This window comes from Dyadobacter sp. SRI_021 (assembly GCF_057586235.1).
Genome location: NZ_JBYCZM010000001.1, coordinates 367327 through 387256, shown reverse-complemented (window position 1 = coordinate 387256; position 19930 = coordinate 367327). Strand labels below are relative to the sequence as shown.

The 19930-nt window shown below is 50.8% G+C and carries 14 protein-coding genes; 13 read left to right on the top strand and 1 reads right to left on the bottom strand.

The window, feature by feature from the left end:
• Positions 1-14: 14 nt before the first annotated feature.
• The 8 genes from cmoA (at position 15) to AC2YIT_RS01445 (ending at position 13447) form a co-directional block, all read left to right on the top strand.
• Positions 15-764 carry a carboxy-S-adenosyl-L-methionine synthase CmoA gene (gene cmoA / locus AC2YIT_RS01480; protein WP_430843150.1) on the top strand — a complete coding sequence of 250 codons (750 nt, stop codon included), beginning with the start codon at positions 15-17 and terminating at the stop codon, positions 762-764.
• Complete coding sequence (locus AC2YIT_RS01475) at positions 761-1489, top strand: methyltransferase family protein (RefSeq protein ID WP_487278016.1); 729 nt, start codon at positions 761-763, stop codon at positions 1487-1489. Before cmoA ends, AC2YIT_RS01475 begins: the two co-directional genes overlap by 4 nt.
• Before the next feature lie 125 nt (positions 1490-1614).
• Complete coding sequence (locus AC2YIT_RS01470; RefSeq protein ID WP_430843154.1) at positions 1615-2892, top strand: NAD(P)/FAD-dependent oxidoreductase; 1278 nt, start codon at positions 1615-1617, stop codon at positions 2890-2892.
• A gap of 105 nt (positions 2893-2997) precedes the next feature.
• A complete protein-coding gene (locus tag AC2YIT_RS01465) occupies positions 2998-5394 on the top strand; it encodes a GAF domain-containing protein (protein WP_430843156.1) in 2397 nt (798 codons plus the stop codon).
• A gap of 24 nt (positions 5395-5418) precedes the next feature.
• The gene (locus AC2YIT_RS01460; RefSeq protein WP_487278015.1) at positions 5419-6726 is read left to right on the top strand and encodes a Pycsar system effector family protein; all 1308 of its coding nucleotides are present in this window, start codon (positions 5419-5421) and stop codon (positions 6724-6726) included.
• An 11-nt stretch (positions 6727-6737) separates the two neighbouring features.
• Positions 6738-8774: a polyphosphate kinase 1 gene (gene ppk1, locus AC2YIT_RS01455; RefSeq protein WP_430843160.1), complete on the top strand. Its 2037-nt coding sequence runs from the start codon at positions 6738-6740 to the stop codon at positions 8772-8774.
• Entirely contained in the window at positions 8774-9637 is an 864-nt protein-coding gene (locus AC2YIT_RS01450; protein ID WP_487278014.1) for an SdiA-regulated domain-containing protein, read from the top strand. The genes ppk1 and AC2YIT_RS01450 overlap by 1 nt, the downstream gene beginning before the upstream one ends.
• An 18-nt stretch (positions 9638-9655) precedes the next feature.
• On the top strand, positions 9656-13447 hold the full coding sequence (locus AC2YIT_RS01445) for a metallophosphoesterase (protein WP_487278013.1): 3792 nt from the start codon (positions 9656-9658) through the stop codon (positions 13445-13447).
• 172 nt (positions 13448-13619) lie between these two features.
• Here AC2YIT_RS01445 and AC2YIT_RS01440 read toward each other — a convergent pair whose 3' ends face one another.
• A complete protein-coding gene (locus tag AC2YIT_RS01440; protein ID WP_487278012.1) occupies positions 13620-14141 on the bottom strand; it encodes a DUF4142 domain-containing protein in 522 nt (173 codons plus the stop codon).
• Between the two features lie 105 nt (positions 14142-14246).
• Between AC2YIT_RS01440 and AC2YIT_RS01435 the strand changes: the two genes are divergently transcribed.
• The 5 genes from AC2YIT_RS01435 (at position 14247) to AC2YIT_RS01415 (ending at position 19859) form a co-directional block, all read left to right on the top strand.
• Entirely contained in the window at positions 14247-15653 is a 1407-nt protein-coding gene (locus AC2YIT_RS01435) for a PAS domain S-box protein (RefSeq protein ID WP_430843168.1), read from the top strand.
• Positions 15643-16068 (top strand): response regulator, encoded by a 426-nt coding sequence (locus AC2YIT_RS01430; RefSeq protein ID WP_430843170.1) that lies wholly within the window; start codon positions 15643-15645, stop codon positions 16066-16068. Before AC2YIT_RS01435 ends, AC2YIT_RS01430 begins: the two co-directional genes overlap by 11 nt.
• Positions 16069-16177: 109 nt before the next feature.
• Positions 16178-17932, top strand: coding sequence for an ATP-binding protein (locus tag AC2YIT_RS01425; protein WP_430843172.1), 1755 nt, complete (start codon positions 16178-16180; stop codon positions 17930-17932).
• 121 nt (positions 17933-18053) lie between these two features.
• Positions 18054-18653, top strand: a complete 600-nt coding sequence (locus AC2YIT_RS01420) for an RNA polymerase sigma factor (protein WP_487278011.1) — start codon at positions 18054-18056, stop codon at positions 18651-18653.
• Positions 18654-18761: 108 nt separating this feature from the next.
• A complete protein-coding gene (locus AC2YIT_RS01415) occupies positions 18762-19859 on the top strand; it encodes a FecR family protein (protein WP_430843176.1) in 1098 nt (365 codons plus the stop codon).
• The last annotated feature ends 71 nt before the right edge of the window (positions 19860-19930 follow it).

The following is a 19930-nucleotide window of genomic DNA, read 5'->3' as shown; positions in this document are numbered from 1 at the left end:
CGTAACTTTAACTTATGAAGAACCTTGGAAATGAGAATTTAGACCAGGTCTTCAGAGATGAAATTACCAGGGTCTCCGATTTTAAATTCGGGACCACGGTGGTGAATGTCTTTGACGACATGGTGAGCAGGTCGGTACCCTATTACAACGAGATGCAGCGGATGCTCGCCGAGATCGCTGCCGACCATGTGAAAGAAGGAACATTGGTGTACGACCTGGGGTGTTCTACCGGCACGACGCTGATTGGTTTGGACCAACTCATTCCCTCCGACATCCGGTTTATTGGGATCGACGAGTCGCAGGAAATGCTTGACAAATGCGATGTTAAGCTGAAAGAAGCGGGTTTTGTAAGACCTTACGACCTCGTCGCGGGGGATTTGCACCAGCCACTTCCCATTTCCAATGGTTCTGTGGTGATACTTTGCCTTACGCTGCAATTTGTAAGGCCATTGTACCGCGAAAGACTTCTGAGAAATATTTACGAAGGATTGAACCCCGGTGGCGTGTTGCTGCTGGTGGAGAAAGTGCTCGCGGAGAGCAGCGTGTTCAATCGTGATTTTATTAAATACTATTACAACTATAAGCGGCGCAACCATTACAGCGAGCTCGAAATATCCCAGAAACGGGAGGCGCTCGAAAATGTGCTGATCCCTTACAAGTTGTCTGAAAACATGCTTCTGCTGAAAGAGGCCGGTTTCGCGGACTGCGAAATTTTCTTCAAGTGGTACAATTTTTCAGGAATGATAGCTTATAAAAAATCATGATCGCGATCGGTAATTTCTTTTTCAAGTACAGAAATAACCTGTTTATCATCCTGTACCTGCTGCTGTTTTTGCCCTCGCCGCCGATCTTTTCACGGGAGCAATTCGGCCCGGGCTATTACCTGTACCCGGTGATCCTCGGATTGCTGGTGACATTTTCGGGAGAGCTGATCCGGGGCATTACCATCGGCCTCGCGTACATTATCCGCGGGGGGCGCGATAAAAAGGTGTATGCCGAAACGCTGGTAACCGAAGGCATTTTCCGGCATTGTCGCAACCCGTTGTATGTGGGTAATATACTGATGCTGCTGGGTGTGGGTATTCTAGCCAATTCGCTGATATATGTCGGAATCGTAATGCCGCTGTTTTTGTTTATTTATCAGGCGATTGTGCTGGCGGAAGAGAACTTTCTGAGGAATAAATTCGGAGCACAGTTCGATGCCTATTGCAGTCGTGTAAACCGCTGGCTAATTAACCCGGCCGGTATTTCGGAGACTTTCAAAGGTATGCGTTTCAATTACAAACGCTGGCTTTTAAAAGAGTACAATACATTGCTGGTGTGGCTGATAGGCATAGTGGCCATACTGATTTTCAAATACCCGGAAATCGTACCGGAACCGGATAGCAGGGTTGTTATTTTTGTTGCGATCGTGCTGATACTCGGGGCTTTGTATGGTTATGTAAGGTATTTGAAGAAATCCGGAAAGATGACCGACAGCATGGCCTGAAAAAAGGGAAATGGCGTTTTATATGGAACGCCGTTCGAAAGTACCACATTGGCACACTATTGGTTAAGCCTCCTGACCCTACCCTGAAGCATACATTTCATTAACCCCCTAATAAATTAAGCACCATGAATATTGTAATCGTAGGAGGAGGATTTGCCGGTGTCAACCTGGCGCTGGACCTTGCAAAGAGCGAGAAATTTGAGGTAACCCTGGTAGACAAGAACAACTACAACTTCTTTCCGCCGCTGATATACCAGGTCGCTACGGCCTTCCTGGAACCATCGAGCATCAGTTACCCGTTCCGAAAACTCTTTTCAGGAAAAGAAAACCTTCACTTCCGGTTGGGAGAGTTGCAGAGAGTGGTGCCGGGGGAGAACAAGATCATCCTGCATAATGGCGAACTGGCCTACGATATCCTGGTGTTCGCGACGGGCGCGGAAACGAATTTCTTCGGGATGGAGAATGTCAAGCGCAATGCGACGCCGATGAAAACGCTCGAAGATGCGATCAGTATGCGGAACAAGCTGCTGATGCAAATGGAGCAGGCGACGCTCAGTACCGACCCGGCCGAGATCAAAAAGCTGCTGACGGTCGTGATCGCAGGAGGCGGGCCTACCGGCGTGGAAATTTCCGGGATGTTTGCCGAAATGCGTAATGGTATTCTCCGCAAGGAGTATCCCGAGCTGGCCGGGAAAGGCAGCGAAATATACCTGGTCGACGGCAGTGAGGCCTTGCTTTCACCAATGAGCAAGGCGTCGCAGGAAGATACCTATCGGGACCTGAGCAAACTCGGCGTGAAAATCCGCCTCAATACCCACGTATCCGACTTTGTCGACGACAAGGTGTACTTCTCCGAAGGCGACAGTATCGAAGCCAAGACGCTCATCTGGGCGGCCGGGGTTACGGGCAGAATCTTCGAAGGCATTCCAGCAGAAGCTTACGGACGCGGGCGCAGGCTGCTCGTGGATGCGTACAACAAAGTGAACGGTACCTATAATATCTACGCGATCGGCGACTGCTGTCTGCAAACCACCGACGAGGGCTTCCCGAACGGGCACCCGCAGGTAGCGCAGGTGGCGATCCAGCAGGGCAAGAACCTGGCGCGCAACTTCGAACGGATCGCCGAACACCAGCCGCTGTACGCATTCAAGTATAATGACAAAGGTTCGATGGCCATTATCGGTCGTGCCAAAGCTGTGGTGGACCTGCCTTCGCCGAAAGTACATTTCAAAGGCATGATCGCGTGGCTGGCCTGGCTTTTCATACACCTCATATCGCTGATCAACCACCGTAATCGTATGAAAACGCTTTACAACTGGATGATCGCCTATTTTACCAAAGATCAGTCCCTGCGAATGATCATCAAGCCTTCGGTAACGCAGGAAAAGGTCGAATCGGTTTAATGGAACCGTAATTCAACGTTTATCGTTGGCAGTTTGACAAAAAACACTGAATTTTAGTAACCGAAAGCCATCAGAGCATTCATTCAGTGTGCAAAAAACCAAATAATGGAACCGATCACGATTGATGTAACTCAAAACACACCATACGGTCTCCAGAAACTTGACTCATCCATTTCTTTTCGGAGCTTTATCAGCTTTCTGGAAAGTAAAATCGATCAGGAAGAAACGGTCAAAAAGACATTTTTCTCGCTGGTTCTTGACAAACTGAAAGCCAACCCGGCGTTCAGCCAGGATATTCCGCTCTCGGAAGTCACCAACTATAAAGAGGAACTGAGTTTGATCTATGGCATGCTCATGCCACCTATCGCCAACGAAAAGGAAGTTTTCTGGGCGTTGAGTGCACCCGTCAGCCCTATTGTTTTTTATGGCACGTCGGGTTTTTACAGCCTGCTTTTTCAGCAGGATGGCAACATACGGTGCGACCTCATCGAAGATCGCGGGGTCAACTACAAGCAGAAAATGCAGATGCTCTATTCCTTCATTCTGGAAAAGCTCTACCATTTTCCGCCGCTGCACCACCCGGATATGATCATCACTTTGAAGGACGACGATTCGGGCCTGCAGAAGTTTTACCGGGTGCATATCGACAACAGTTTTTGTGAAGTATATGCCAAAGGCAGCCTCCCCGAGCTCGACCTCGATACGCTGCGCTCGGATTTGCAGGAGAATTTCGATTTGAATGTATTTTCCACCCTATTGCCGCACAGCCTCTTCCATTTCGAAGGTTTCTCGGTGATTACGCTTAATGACGTTACCGCTGAGCACGCCGTCGAAAATATAAAGAATACCATCCTCGACCGCGCTTCGTACGACCCGAAAACCTATTTCAACTACGTGGCGGGCGCTTTGAAAATGTTGGTTGAAAATGCTGGTGTCGATTTCGGACTTATGGCCGTGCTGCGCGTGAACAACAAGCTTGTTTTTGACAGGGGCTCGATCCTGTTCAGTAAACTAATGAGCGCCGCTACCGAGAACGACATGGCCGAGCAGACGTACCTCGACATGGCTACCCAGTATTTCGAGGCGCCGAAAACGCTGCTGCTGCGTAACCTGGGTGCCGAAGACCCTAAAAAGCAGGACTTTATCCGCATTCTGCAAAACGATGGCGTGGAAGCTTACGCATTGCTGCCCGTTTACCACGATAACAAGGTCGTAGGTGTGCTGGAAGTGTATTCCAAAGAGCAGAAGTCGATCGATGAACGCCTGCTCGCGAAGCTGGATATTGCATTGCCGTGGATCGCGCAGATGATGACCAACTACATTGACGAGTTCAATGTGCAGATCGACAACGTGATCCGCGACAAGTTTACCTCCCTGCAACCCGCGGTACAATGGCGCTTCCGCGAAACCGCCTGGCATTACATTCGCGACAAGGCCCTGAACCCGCAGAATGCAGAAATAGAAAGCATCCAGTTCCGGAACGTGTACCCGCTCTACGGCGCGATCGACATCCGGAATTCCACGCTTGAAAGAAATGCAGCACTCAGGGAAGACCTGCGCCTTCAATTCAATGTATTGATAGAAACCTTTACTGTTCTTAAACAAAAACTCGGGTTCGGGCTGGCCGACGAGATGATTTTCAAGTGCCGCAAATGGATTGCGGAAATCACCGACGAAAGCACCGACAACGATGAAATGAAGATCCGGGATTTTCTCGAAAACGAGGCGCACCCGTTCTTGCAGCATTTCAAAGAGGAAAGTCTGAAAATGTTCGGCTCCGGCGCCATGGACCCCGGCGAGCTGGTGCTGCGCAACCGCATCGACCAGTATTTTGAGATGATCGACGAGGACCACGGCGCCGCGTTTGCCAACCGCCGTGAACTGGAGGCGTCGATGCAGGCAATCAACTCGTCCGTCAACCTCTATCTCGATCTGTTCCGCAACGAAATCCAGGAATCCTACCCGTGCTATTTCGAGAAATTCCGGACGGACGGAATCGAGTACGACATTTACATTGGTCAGTCCATTGAACCGGAAAAGCGTTTCAGTGAACTTTACCTGAAAAATATCCGTCTGTGGCAACTGACGACCATGGCTGCCATTGCCCGCATTACGCATTCGCTGATCCCGCAATTGGAAAAGCCGCTCGAAACTACCCAGCTGATCTTCATCAACTCGGGCAGTATCGATATCAGCTTCCGGGACGACGAGCGGCGGTTCGATGTCGAAGGCGCCTACAATATCCGGTACCAGGTAATCAAGAAGCGGATCGACAAGGTGCATGTGAAAGGAACCGGCGAGCGGCTTACCCAGCCGGGCAAGATCGCGTTGGTATATTTCAACAGCAAATCGGCTGAAGAATATGTAGGCTATATCCGGTATTTGCAGGAAAAAAATACTTTATTGGATGACCTGGAATTCTTCGATCTCGAAGACTTGCAGGGTGTTACGGGTCTTAAAGCGCTCCGCGTGGGCGTGAACCTGGAATCGGACTGGAATTAACGAAGCATCATAACTGAACGTTCTATGAACTATAACCATCGGCTCGACAAGGTTAAGCATCACGTCCACCACTTTTTCGGTACCAAGGCGCTGGCACAGCTTAGCTACCATAATCTCGTTCACACGGAGTCGGTGGTAGGCAATGCCGTCAAGATCGCCAACCATTACCGGTTGGAGGATAAGGAGACTTTCATCGTCGTAACGGCCGCCTGGTTTCATGATACGGGGTACAGTACCGGCGAGGCCGCCGGGCATGAAAAGCGTGGCGCTGAAATGGCCGCGGAGTTTCTCCGTTCGGAAGAGGTGGAAGAGGATGTGATCGCCGAGGTGGAGGGATGCATTCTGGCGACGGTATGGCCGCAAAAGCCGACCAATTTTCTGCAACAGGTTGTTTGCGACGCCGATCTCTACCATTTGGGTACACCCGAGTTCGGGGATTGGAACAAGCTCGTACGAAAAGAAGCCGAGCAGCGCCTGGGAAGGAAAATCGACAAGACCGAGTGGCGCAAAAGCACCATTAAACTGCTCGAGAACCACGAATATCAGACCGATTACTGTCGCGATCTTTTGGATAAACAAAAGAAAAAGAACCTCGAAAAGTTGAAGCAAAAGCTGCTGGAAGACGCATTGGAAGAGGCGGCTGTACAGGAATCGCAGCAGCGGGCCGCGTCGGCGACACCAGCGACCGAGCCACCGGCAACCAGTCCGGCTACATCGCCCGTTGCGGACCTTCCGGTGATCAAGCATCATAAGGAGACATTCATCCCTGAAATAGCCGAAGGCAAAAAGAAAAAGGATGACCGGCCGGACAAAGGCATCGAAACCATGTTCAGGATCAGTTCCAACAACCACCAGCGCCTGAGCGATATGGCTGATAACAAGGCGCATATTATGATCACCACCACGTCGATCATCATTTCGGTGCTTCTGAGCGTGCTCGTCCGTAAGCTCGAAGACAATGCATACCTCATTCTCCCGACGATGATGCTGCTCACGGTGTGTATGGTTACGATGGTGTTCTCGATCCTGTCCACACGCCCGACTATCCCGCGCGGCACGTTCACGCAAGAGGACATTGATGCGAAGAGCGTGAACCTGCTGTTTTTCGGAAACTTCTACCGAATGTCGTTCAATGAGTATTCCAAAGGCATGCAAACGATGATGAACGACCGGGATTTTCTTTACGGAAGCTTGACCAAGGACGTTTATTCCCAGGGAGTTGTACTCGGTCGAAAGTATCGCTTGCTGCGGGTGGCTTATAACGTATTCATGTTTGGTATAGTCATTTCCGTGGTCGCATTTGTGATCGCCTCCATTTTCTTCGAACACTGATCCGTCGCCTTATGGAAGCGTTCCGCTATTTCAATCGGGATATCAGCTGGCTTTCCTTCAACGAAAGGGTATTGATGGAGGCCGCGAACGAAACCGTCCCGCTCATGGAACGGATCCGGTTTTTATCGATCTATTCGTCCAACCTCGATGAATTTTACCGGGTACGGATGCCATACCTGCAAAAGAATTCGATGCAGGATGCTGCTAACAATGCCTTCCTGGAAGCCGAGGCGACAGTAAACCGGCAGCAGGATGAATTCGGCCGCATTCTCGGGAAATCGGTCATTCCGGCACTGGCACGGCTGGGGTTTCATTTTTTATATAAAGAACCCGTTTCCGAACAGATTGCCGCATTCGCACGCCACTATTTTTATACACAAATAGCGGGTTTTTTGCAGCCCGTTTATTTGAACGATAAGACTTCTTTTTTTCCAGAAAACAACCAGATTTACATCGTTGTAGTGCTGGAACTGCCTGGCAATAAGGAAAAAATAGCGCTGGTGAATATCCCGGTGCCGCAGCTCGACCGGTTTGTGAAAATTAAACAGCCCGACGGCGAATACATTATCTTCCTCGAAGACCTGATCCGGTGCAATCTGCCGATCCTGTTCCCGGAGGCGCTGGATATCAAAGCATTCAATATCAAAGTCACCCGCGATGCGGAGCTGGATTTGCTTGATGAAGACGGCGACGATACGGCAGAGCAGGTGGAGAAGCAATTGAGCAAACGCGATTTTGGCCTGGCCACGCGGTTGCTGTACGAGCCAGGTATGTCGTTGCGGCATTTGCAATACATTGTGAATGTGTTTGATCTGAAAAAAGCATCGCTTGTGGAAGGCGGGCGCTATCATAACCTGAAAGACCTGTCGGCGCTGCCTGTCGCTTCTCCGGCGATTTCGTACCCGGCCTGGCCGGCAGCGCAGCACCTGGAAGGGTTTGAAGAACCCGAAACCTTGTTCGAGGCATTGACCCGCCGTGATTTGATGGTTCATGCGCCTTACCAGACCTACGACACCATTCTCCGGTTTTTTAACGAAGCCGCTATCGACCGCTCGGTGCAGGAGATTTACACGACCATGTACCGCGTTGCATATGATTCCAAAATTGCGCACGCGCTCATTACCGCGGCCCATAACGGCAAGAAAGTAACGGTACTTGTCGAGCTGAAAGCGCGGTTCGATGAAGCGAACAATATCCGCTGGGCGAAGAAGATGAAATCGGCGGGCGTGAAGATCATCCACAGCGTCAATGCATTGAAAGTGCATGCGAAACTGGCATTGGTGAAGCGGAAACACGAGACGCATTCCCACCTCGGCTTGCTCGCGACGGGTAACCTTAACGAAGGTACAGCTCGTTTTTACACCGATCATATCCTGCTCACGGCGCATCCTGCTATGCTGGAAGAAACAGAGCTGCTGTTTGGTTTTTTAAGTAAAAAGAAGAAACCGGAGAAGATTGATGCCATGCGGTTCGAGCATTTACTCGTGGCGCAGTTCAATCTGCAAAACCGGTTCATCGAACTGATAGACAGAGAAATTGATAATGCTAAAAACGGCCTGCCAGCGGGCATTACCATCAAGCTGAACAACCTGGAAGAGGAAGTCCTGATCAATAAACTTTACGAAGCTTCGAATGCGGGCATTACTGTGGACCTGATCGTGCGGAGCATTTGCAGGCTCGTGCCGGGCGTTCCGGGACAGAGCGAAAACATCCGCATCAAGCGCATTGTTGACCGTTACCTCGAACATGGCCGTGTTTTCATTTTCCATAACAATGGGCAACCCGAGGTATTCATGGGCTCCGCGGACTGGATGAACCGTAACATTTACCGCAGGATAGAGGTCTGTTTCCCCATTTACCACGAAGATTTGAAAAAGCAGCTCATCGATATCCTCGCCCTGCAATGGGACGACACTGTACAAGCCGTGTGGATCGATGAAAAACTGCATAATGCGCCCGTTACGACGCTTCCTGGCGGCGTGCGCTCGCAGGAGGCAATTTACCAGTACCTGACACGTGCTGTCGAGAATCTTAAAAAGACATTCTGATGAAAAACTACGGACCGGCGTTGGCGACTATTGCATTGCTGGGCTTGCTGACAGTCGGCTGCAACTCAACGCAAAAGGAGACGGAAATTTTCCGGGAATATGATTTGAACAAACCCGAGAAGTTCAACTTGCCCGAAAGCCTTTTCGAGGTGTCGGGCATTGCGTTCGATAAGGGGCAAAGTGATACGATTTACGCGATCCAGGACGAGGACGGCAAGCTGTTCAGGCTTGCATGGGATGTGCCGAAGCAATTACATGCGAAATTTGGTAAAAAGGGTGATTATGAAGATGTATCGATCATCAACGACCGCGCCTATATCCTGAAAAGCAATGGTGCCATTTACACATTCCCGATGGCCGAGGCAGTCTATGAAGAGCCGGAAGGGGTGTCGGAGGTGAAAGGCATTTTACCCAAAGGTGAATATGAAGGAATGTACGGCGACGAAGGTACCGGCGAATTGTTTGTGATCTGTAAAAACTGCACAGGCGACGACTCCAAGAACAGCGTTTCGGGATATATCCTGAAAACCGGTCCGGATTCGGTAATAGCGGAGTCGGGCAAGTTTGCCATTAATGTCGATGAAATTAAGGCGATTACCGGCAAGGTATCGCGTGGTTTCAGGCCGTCGGGCATTGCCCGGAACCCCATTACCAAGGAATGGTACATTATTTCGGCGGTGAATAAATTGATGGTGGTGGCCGACCGGCAATGGCGGGTGAAGGACGCCCATCACCTGAACAGCAACATGTTCATCCAGCCGGAAGGCATTGCATTCGATAATGCGGGCAATCTTTATATTTCCAATGAGGGCGATGACCTTTTCAGCGGAAATGTGCTCAAATTCAGAAAATCGGGCCGGTAGGGCCTTTGCTGATATCCTATGAATAGATATTTACTCCGTTTACTTGCATTAGGGACAGTTCTGGCGGGCGTATCGTCCTGCGCGAGCTATAAAACCCGTTTTTCGAAGGAAGGGGCGCAATGGCAGTCGGCTTCGCCCGATCCTGCATTGGAGCTGAAACATACCATGTACCTGGTAGGCGACGCCGGTAACGATTCGCCCGAAAACCGTGCACCGGTTTTGGAATACCTCAGAACGAAACTCGGCACCGAATCGAAAAATAGCTCCATATTGTTCCTCGGGGATAATATCTACGAATCAGGTATGCCGCCTTCGGAAGATTCGGCAACGCGTAAAGTGGCTGAATTCCGCATCAATTCCCAGCTAGAAACGCTCGAAAACTTCAAAGGCCGCCCCATTTTTCTGCCCGGTAACCACGACTGGCGCGGCTGGGGGGTAAGAGGTTTGAAACGGCAGGAGAAATATGTTCAGAAACACATTAACGAGGCCCGCGGAAAGAAGGACAAAGAGGAGTATGAAGACTATTTCCTGCCCTTGAACGGCTGCTCGGGCCCCGATGTGGTGGAGCTGAACGACAATGTCGTGATCATCGTCGCCGATTCGCAATGGTGGCTTACCGACTGGGACCGCGACCAGAAGATCAACGACGGCTGCGAGATCCGAAACCGAGAACAGTTCCGTTTTGTGTGGGAGAACGTGGTGCGGAAATACCGCAACAAGCACGTCGTGATCGCAATGCACCACCCGCCTTACACGTACGGTCCGCATGGGGGAAGGTTCACTATCAAGCAGCACATTTTCCCGCTGACCGAATTGAACCCGAAATTGTACATTCCGCTGCCGGTACTGGGCAGCCTTAGTGCATTGTTCCGTGCGACGATCGGCTCACGGCAGGATGTCGCCAACAAGCATTACAAGGAACTTCGCACGGCGGTGCTGGCAGGTGCGAAAAAGAATGGGAAATTCATTTTCGCGAGCGGGCATGAGCATGCATTGGAATTTATCGAGAATGATGGACAAGAGTTTGTCGTGAGTGGAAGCGGCTCGAAGGTAAGTCCGGTGAGTCTCGGGAAAGGCTCTATGTTTTCATCCTCTAAACTCGGTTTTTCAACACTGAGCTTCTACGCAGGCGGCGAAACCTGGGCGAAATTCTGGGAAGTAACGCCGGATGGCAAAGAGGCAAAATTGGTTTTCCAGCACAAAGTGAAGGACAAACAGCAGATTGAAATACCGGATTCGACCATCGCATTTACCGAATACAATCAGCATGCCGACTCGACGACGAAATTCATAGTCAGCAACGAAGTAAAACCGATCGGCAAGATCCATAAGGTAATGCTGGGAGAGCATTACCGGCCCTTGTACCTGCAACAATATCGTTTTCCCGTGCTCGACCTGGCAACCTACAAAGGCGGCGTGATTCCCACTAAGCAGGGCGGGGGGAATCAGACGAACTCACTGCGCCTGCGCGACGGCGACGGCCGGGAATATGCCATGCGCGGGCTTACCAAGGATGTGAGCCGGTTTCTGCCATTTCCGTTCAACCAAATGATCGCAGCGCAATATCTTGTGGAAGATAACTTTTTGTCCACGAACCCGTTTGCGCCGTTGAATATGCCGGCATTGGCGGGCGCGATCAATGTTTATCATACCAATCCGAGAATGTATTATGTGCCTGCCCAGCCCGGGTTGGGGACATTTAACAGCGTTTTCGGAGGTACCATGAACCTCGTGGAGGAACGTGCCGATGGAAAGAAATGGAAGAACGCCGACTTCTTCGGCAACCCCGACAAAATCGTGAGCACGCCCGAACTCGTGGAAGCATTGCTGGAAAACAGCAAGAATAAAGTCGACGAGTCATGGGCGATCCGCACGCGCTTGCTTGATTTCGTCGTCGGCGACTGGGACCGTCACGACGACCAGTGGGCCTGGGCTTCTACCAAGCAGAAAGACGGTACTATCGTTTACCGCCCCATTCCCCGCGACCGCGACCAGGCATTCTCGCGCTACGATGGCTTTCTTACCAACATTGCCCGTCAAACGCTGCCATTCCTCAGGCAATTGCAGACTTACGGCCCGGAAATCCAGAGCATGAAGTGGACGACTTGGAGCGCGCGCCTTTTCGACCGTACGTTTCTGAACGAGCTGAGCTGGGAGCAATGGGAAGAACAGGTGAAATACATTCAGAAGAACCTTACCGACGAGGCCATCGAGGCGTCTTTCAACGACTGGCCGCCGAAAGCGCGGGAGATGGTATCGGCCAAAATGATCGAAGGCCTGAAAGCGCGCCGGGCGCATTTGATGGAGATCGCACGGACGCATTACGAATTTGTAAGTAAGGAAGTGAATGTGATCGGTACGGAAGAGCAGGAGCGCTTCGTGATCGAGCGGGTGGATGATGCGCATACGCGTGTAACTGTGTACGAGACGGGTAAGGAAGGCCGCATCAAACATCAGAATTATCAGCGCGTTTTCGAAAATGCCGTCACGCACGCTATCAATATTTATGGCAATGGCGACGACGACGAATTTATCGTAAAAGGTGATGTTCGCAGAGGTATAAAGCTGCGGCTTATTGGTGGGTTGGGTAAGGACGTTTTCGCGGATAGCGCACGCGTGAGCGGAGGCGGGAAGAAAACCCTCGTCTACGACGATTTGAAAAACAATACCATTATTCCCGGTCCTGATACCAGGGACAAACGTACCAGCTTGTACCGCTTCAACGTGTACGACCGCCGTAGCGCCGACAGTAACTATGATATCACATTGCCGCTACCCTTGCTCGGTGCCAACCCCGACGACGGGTTCTTCCTCGGCGGCGCGGTGAATATCACCAAGTACGGGTTCAAGAAAGAACCCTACGCTTCGGTGCAGAGCATTGGTGGAAGCTTTGCAGTGAGAACGCAGGGCTTCAAAGTCAATTACACCGGCGATTTTATCAATGCATTCAAAAAATTTGATTTCTACCTGGATAGTTACTACCGCGGCCCCCGCTATGCATTCAACTACGCGGGGTTAGGAAACGAAACTGAACGGCCTGTGGACGACGCCAATTTTTACCGGGTGCGCCAAAGCGCATTTTACGTTTATCCGGCTCTCAAAAAGCGTTTCGGCGGACATAATGGCTTTGTTACCTTAGGCCCGTCATTCGAAGTGAATGATATCCAGGCGACCGGCGGGCGATATATTACCAGCAGCGAGAACGGCTTGCCGGAGGATATTTTCAAAACCAAATATTACAGCGGCGCCAAGTTTACCTTCAATTTCAGCAGTGTCGATAACTTGTTCTCGCCGCATACGGGTATCCGTTTCAATGCCGCATTGAACTGGACGGCCGATCTGAAAAGCGACAAGAATTTCACAGGCCTGCGCGCCCAGTTCGCCTGGTATACCGCGCTCGACCAGAAAGAAAACCTCATCCTTGCCACACAGGCAGGTACGGGTGTGAACTTTGGCAGCGGATTTCAGTTTTTCCAAATGCCGAATGTCGGGGGTAAACTAGGACTTCGTGGCTACCGCACCGAACGGTTCTATGGAAAAAGCTCTTTCTGGCATGACACCGACCTGCGTCTTCGCCTTGGTAGCAGCTATAACCCGACATTACCGCTTACGTACGGCATTTTCGGGGGCTTCGATTATGGCCGTGTATGGCTGGAAGGCGAATCGTCCGATAAATGGCATTACAATTACGGAGGTGGCATCTGGCTCTCGCCGGTCGACGCATTGACCATCGCCGCGGGCGCATTCATTCCGAAAGAGAAGAATGAGGAGAAACCGAGGATCGCTGTGCAGCTTGGGTTCTGGTTTTAAAATGGGCCTGTGGGCGGCCGCCGGATTGTAACAATGGTGGTCAGTAGTGGTCATTGATTGTCATGGATAGTCAGGAGCGGACCATTGTCTTTGGTCGGCCGTCGGTTGTCAGCGGTCACAGTCTTCAGACCGCCGGATCGCCGGATCGCCGGGTCGCCGGGCCGCCGGGCCGCTATCGCAGCGAATCCCTCAGGGCTTTGGCGCGTTCTTCGAATTGCCTCACAATAGGCAGGCGATCGGAGGCCCATTGCTTCAATTCGGTATCTTTGCCGGAGGTGCCTTCAATTTCCATCATACGAATGACGCGCCCCTGCACTGCTACCATCTGGTTGAGATACAGGGTGTCAAGGCCCAGGCCGGTTTGCATGGAGAGACTGTCGAGCTGCTGTTGGCGTTCGTCCGAAAGCGTCGTAGGAAGCTGTACTTTCCGGGCTGCGGCGAGTGTTTGCAACTCCTTTCCAGCCTGGGTGTGGTCGGTCGTCATTTCCTCGCCATATTTCTGAATGCTGTCCTGCGTCGTACGTGAAGCAACTACCTGTCCGGCATTGACCTGGAACAAGGCGTCGTCGGCTGCTTCCAGGATAAACTGCTTATCGAGCTCGCCGACTACCGAAGGGTCGGTTTTGTCGTCGTTTTCGCAGCCTGTGAGGGTGACGAAAAGGGTCGTAAGTATTAAAAAAATGTATCCGCGCATAAACTTCCTCGTTGTTTTGCAACCGGAGGATAATTATTATGCCAGCGAAATATAAATTTGTAATATTAAATCTACGAAATGCGATTCCCTTGCGGGTTGGAATGAATGAGTATAGAGAAGCAGGAAGAGTTTGAAAACAGGGAGCCACTGGCTTCTGAGATCATGTACCACGATTTGTTTGAGCTCAACCCGCAACCCATGTGGGTATATGACGTGGAGACATACGGGATACTGGATGCCAATCAGGCGGCTGTACGGCATTACGGGTTTAGCAGGGAGGAGTTTTTGGACATGACCATCCTTGCCCTGAGACCGGAAACGGAGATTCCTGTGATGCTCGACGCTGTAAATATCGTACGGGAACACGAGCGGTTGTTTTCATCGGGTGTTTATAGGCACCGCAAAAAGAATGGCGAGCTTATCGACGTTCTGATCCAAAGCAATATCGTCTATATCAAAGGCAGAAAGGCCGAACTGGTCCTGGCAACGGACATTACGTCCTGGATCGCCTCGGAGCAGGAGCGCAGGATATCGGAGGAAAAGTTTAAAGCGATTTTCGACCATACCACTGACGCGATCGTACTTTGCGACGACAATGGCTGCTGCACAGACCTTAATGATGCGACCCGCCGCATGCTCGGATATGGAGCGGATGAGCTGCGAGGGGTTTGTATTAAGGACTTTATGCATTTGCCCGACGAAATAGGCTTCGATGTGGTATGGAAGAACTTCCTCAATGGTGAAATTCTCAACGGTTTGATGACAATTCGACGGAAGGACGGCACGCTGATAACCGGCAGTTTCAATTCCAAATCCAATATTTTACCTGGCCTGCACATGTGCGTGATCACGGATGTGACCGAGCGCATGGAAAAAAAACGGGAGCTGATGGCCAGCGAGCGCCGGTTTAAAGCATTGGTGCAGGAGGGTGCAGACCTCATTGCAATCCTGGACGAGCAGGGCAACTACCAATTTGTGAGCGAAAGCAGTTATCCGATCCTGGGTATTGCACCGGAGGATTTTATAGGGAAAAATGCATTCGACTGGATACATCCCGACGACCGGGAGGCCGTACTGGCACTGTTTTTAAAAATCAGGGAACACAAGCAGATCCGAACAGAGCCTTTCCGCTTTATGGACGCTTTTGGGGAATACCGGTGGATCGTGACAATCGCAACCAATATGACCGACGATCCGGCGGTTGGTGGCGTGGTTGCAAACTCCCGGGACATTACCGATGCGGTAAAGAAAGCGAGGGACCTCGAGGTCAGCAACGAGCGGTACCGTCAACAGAACGAGCAACTGAGGGAGATCGCCTGGACGCAGTCGCATGTGGTGCGTGCCCCGCTCACGCGCCTGATGGGCCTGGTGGACCTTGTTCAGTCCGGTGATACAGCGGGTATGCCGATTGAAATGGCGCTCGGGCTCATCAGATCCTCGGCGGATGAGTTGGACGAGGTGGTCCGCAGAATTGTAAGCAAGGCAGATAAAGTTCAGTACGATGACGAATGACGGGCTCAAAATCCTTTTGGTAGACGACGACAAGATCATGTTGTTTCTTCATGATACCTTTCTCAAAAGAAGCGGGGTTTTGTGCGATACCGTGCTTTGTTACAACGGACGGGAGGCGCTGGATTATCTGGATGGTAACCAGGAGATGGAAACGACATTTCTGGTGTTGCTCGATATCAATATGCCGGTGATGAATGGCTGGGAGTTTTTGGGAGCGATCAATGATAAGCCGTATTTGTCCAAAGTATTGGTCGTCATGGTAAGCTCGGCAACCGAAGAGAGTGAGAAGTCCCGGGCATTGACGTTCGGGCAGGTGATCGATTATCAGCAAAAGCCGCTCACCGTCGAAACCTGCCGCAGGATCATCGGTTCTGAAAAACTGAGGGGATTTTTTGATAACGTGATACTGGAATAGCCGCATTTGCCGGGCGGCTTGATAAAACCCGGGATTTGCGTCCCGAAATGTGCTGTCATTTACATTTTTAAGGGTAATTTTGGATTTCAACGTTCAAAAAAGCTCCTATTTGAAAGATATCTACCACTCCGGATCTTTTGAGCAGCTTTGGCAGGAAGAGTCGGAAATTAAGACACGGGTTCCAAACCGGCTGTTTTGCATTACCTTTCTGGTTTGCAACCCGTTGTCGGCAATGGCCTTCTACTTTTCCGGCGACCCGTTTTTTTACACAATATTGCCGACTCACCTGCTGTCCGACTCGATTATTCTCGGATATATGTTCCTGAATTACAAAAAAGTGATCTCAGGAAAGCAGATGAGCTTCTATACGTTTGCAACACTGGTCTGTTTTTACGCATTCCTGCTGTCGAGGCCGCATTTTTCATACGTTCAGTCTTGTATCAACCTTACGCTCTCGGTCATATTTGCGGGGTTGGTGCTGCGTTGGCCGCCGCGTTATGGCGTGGTCATTTCCGTAATGGCTCTGGTACTGTATCCGGCGTCGATCCATTTTCTGAGCAATACCTCCTTGGCGGATTTTGTAGAACAGGGAGCCATTTTTGTAATGGCGGCGCACGTCGTATTTCCTTTTGTAGTCATGCTGAATTACAATAGAGATAAGCGCGAGTTCTATTTCCGCTATACCTTGCAACAGCAGAACGATGCCCTGGAACGGCAAAAAACCATTGCCGAGCAGGCTACCCGCGCTAAAACGGACTTCCTGTCAATGATGAGCCACGAAATCCGTACGCCGCTAAACGGGATCGTAGGCATGGTGCATTTGATGATGCAGGAAGAGAGCGGCGAAAAGCCCAATGATCTGCTCAAAACCCTGAAATTTTCGGCCGACCACCTGATGGCAGTGGTGAACGACGTGCTGGATTTCAACAAGATCAACTCCAATCACGTGGTGCTCGACCCGCAGCCATTCAATCCTTTCGATTTTTTTGATATACTCAAAAAGACCTTCGATCCCAAAGCCAATGAGAAAGGAATTTCCCTGGTGTTCTCGGTCGACCCCGGATTACCTGTGCAGCTTGTCGCGGACCGCGTTCGTTTAAGTCAGGTGATTACCAATCTGGTGCATAACGCGATCAAATTTACCGTAAAGGGCTCGGTCACACTGGATGTAAAAGAAGTGGACCGTACCCCAGACGCTGTGACCCTCGATTTTGCTGTGACCGACACGGGCATCGGTATCCCGAAGTCGGAGCAGCCCGGTATTTTTGAAATTTTCACCCAGGTGCGGACCAGGACGCATTCCGATAGCGTGAGTGGCACGGGGCTGGGCTTGGCCATTTCCAGGGAGCTGATGCGCCTGTTCGGCAGCGAAATACATCTGGAAAGTGAGGAGGGGAAGGGATCCAGGTTTACGTTCCGATTGTCAATGCCTTATTCAGAGCAACCGGTGGTAGTGAGCCAGCCGCTACCGGTAGTGGTTGCCGAAGCTATGCCGGAAGTGCGGGTACTTGTGGCTGACGACAATAAAACCAACCTGGTACTGGCTACGCAGCTATTGAAACGCAGGAACATCCTCCATGATACGGCGTCGAACGGGCAGGAAGCATATGAAATGTTTAGCAAGACTCACTACGATCTTGTACTGATGGACCTCCGGATGCCCGTCATGGACGGCTTCGAAAGCACCGCGCTCATTCGTCAGCTCGATCCCGTCGTGCCTATAATCGCCCTGACCGCTTCGGCTTTCGAAAACGAGAAAGAGCGGGCAATGGCGAGTGGCTTCTCAGGATATTTTATCAAGCCTTTTATTCCTCAGGATTTCTACGACTATATCTTTCCTTTTCTGGGGATCGCTGTAAAATAATATTTATTAGGTTTATAGTGATATAAATATATCTTTGGGCCCCAGCTATGCAGCACACTTGCGCAGCCCGTCCTTTGCGCCTGCCTGTATAGCCCCGGCAAAGAAAACGTCCGATAAATGCATGACTAGCAGTGGAAATTCCTCTCAATCCAGGGATATCCGGCTCTGGCAAGAGCTGGTGGAAGGCAATGACCGGGCTTTGGGGCTGTTGATGCATTTCCATTTTAAAGCCCTGCTTAATTATGGCTTCAAATTTGTGAAGGACGAAGCCTTCGTAAAAGACTGTATTCAGGAAGTCTTTATTGACCTCTGGCATAGCCGAGAAAGGGTGGCCGAACCAACACACGTCAAAGCTTATCTGCTTGTATCAATTCGTCGCAAAATAGCCCGTAACCGGCGGACAATGCGCCTGGCCGACGATCCGCTCCACGACGAGTATGCCTTTTCCATTGAATTCTCTCCCGAATGGTGGATGATCCGCGATGAAACACTGGCACGGAAAGCGCAGGTAGTTTCGGAAATGCTCGCTGCCTTGCCTGTGCGGCAGCGGGAGGTGATCTACCTCAAATATTACCAGGAGCTCAGCCGCGAAGAGATTTCCGCAATGCTCAATATAACTCCGCAAACGGTTTCCAATCTGCTCCAAATGGCCTATGGCCAGCTTCGCAAACGGTTCAGCCCCTCAGCGATCAGTGCGCTTCTTGTTTTATTATTTTCTTGATTTTGAGTTGTTTGTAAATATTTGAATAAAAATATTTCAAAAAAATCTATAATTCATGGTATCCGGGAGGAGCCATTTGTATCTCTTTATCAGAAGCGTTCCCCAATCATGAATTATCGATATTACACTGCTACCGACTTCGTTACGGATCCGTCTTTCAGGTCGTGGATACTGGAACAGGATTCATCGGCGGCGGCTTTTTGGGAAAACTGGATGAAAGAAAATCCGGACCGCCGGGAAGAGCTGGACGAGGCGCGTGCATTGTTGTATGTTTTGGCTGAAAAGGAGCTGTACGTGGGAGCGGAGGAGCTGGACGGCCGCGTGACGGACCTGCTCGCACACATAGGGGGGCACACACAGCGCACGGAAACGCGTATGAGGCCTGCTTTGTACCGGTATTGGGGAATTGCAGCCTCAATATGCATCGTGACAGGGCTTAGCTGGCTCGGTTACCGTTCTATGGAAACCAAGCCGGCCAGCCTGCGCGCGGCGGCGAGTGTGCATGAAAATACGGATGGGCATGTTGTACGTTTCAACAGGACCATGAAGCCCGTTACAATCCTGCTGGAAGATAGCAGCGTGGTAACGCTGGAACCGCAAAGTGAGTTGACGTTCCCGGAGAAATTCGCTCCGGAAAAACGGGAAGTATATTTAAAAGGAGAGGCATTTTTCCAGATCAGTCATAATCCTGAACGGCCTTTTCTGGTGAAAACAAATGAACTGGTAACCCGCGTACTCGGGACGAGTTTCACGGTAAGGTCGTTTGAAAAGGACCGGAATGCTTCGGTTTCAGTTATAACAGGCAGGGTGTCGGTCTACTCGAAGCAGGATGAACCCATTGCCGACGCGCCGGAAAAGGTTATAGGCGTGGTACTGAAACCTAATCAGCGGGTACTGTTCGACAAGCAGGAATCCCGGTTGATGAAGGTAATTGTGGACGTGCCGCTAAGAGTGCGTGAAATACCGGCAGCGTCGCTGGTATTTGACGAGGCGCCGGTTAAAAATGTTTTCAAAACCCTCGAAAAAGAGTACGGGATCGAGCTGTTTTTCAATGAAGAATTGCTGTCGGACTGCCAGCTGACGGCGAACATTTCGGGATTACCGATGTATGAACAGCTGGATCTGATATGCCGGATTATCCACGCAAAGTATGAGGTGGTGGATGGACAGGTAATCATACATGGCGGGGGCTGCAAAGCCGATTGAAATACTTCTGGACCCATTAAATGCCTTCCGCTCGTGTGAAAGGGATAGGAAAATATTGCCTTGTTTTCAAT

Coding starts and splice junctions, on each gene's coding strand:
- cmoA (WP_430843150.1), top strand. CDS start 15: ATGAAGAACCTTGGAAATGAGAATTTAGACCAGGTCTTCAGAGATGAA.
- AC2YIT_RS01475 (WP_487278016.1), top strand. CDS start 761: ATGATCGCGATCGGTAATTTCTTTTTCAAGTACAGAAATAACCTGTTT.
- AC2YIT_RS01470 (WP_430843154.1), top strand. CDS start 1,615: ATGAATATTGTAATCGTAGGAGGAGGATTTGCCGGTGTCAACCTGGCG.
- AC2YIT_RS01465 (WP_430843156.1), top strand. CDS start 2,998: ATGGAACCGATCACGATTGATGTAACTCAAAACACACCATACGGTCTC.
- AC2YIT_RS01460 (WP_487278015.1), top strand. CDS start 5,419: ATGAACTATAACCATCGGCTCGACAAGGTTAAGCATCACGTCCACCAC.
- ppk1 (WP_430843160.1), top strand. CDS start 6,738: ATGGAAGCGTTCCGCTATTTCAATCGGGATATCAGCTGGCTTTCCTTC.
- AC2YIT_RS01450 (WP_487278014.1), top strand. CDS start 8,774: ATGAAAAACTACGGACCGGCGTTGGCGACTATTGCATTGCTGGGCTTG.
- AC2YIT_RS01445 (WP_487278013.1), top strand. CDS start 9,656: ATGAATAGATATTTACTCCGTTTACTTGCATTAGGGACAGTTCTGGCG.
- AC2YIT_RS01440 (WP_487278012.1), bottom strand. CDS start 14,141: ATGCGCGGATACATTTTTTTAATACTTACGACCCTTTTCGTCACCCTC.
- AC2YIT_RS01435 (WP_430843168.1), top strand. CDS start 14,247: ATGAGTATAGAGAAGCAGGAAGAGTTTGAAAACAGGGAGCCACTGGCT.
- AC2YIT_RS01430 (WP_430843170.1), top strand. CDS start 15,643: ATGACGAATGACGGGCTCAAAATCCTTTTGGTAGACGACGACAAGATC.
- AC2YIT_RS01420 (WP_487278011.1), top strand. CDS start 18,054: ATGACTAGCAGTGGAAATTCCTCTCAATCCAGGGATATCCGGCTCTGG.
- AC2YIT_RS01415 (WP_430843176.1), top strand. CDS start 18,762: ATGAATTATCGATATTACACTGCTACCGACTTCGTTACGGATCCGTCT.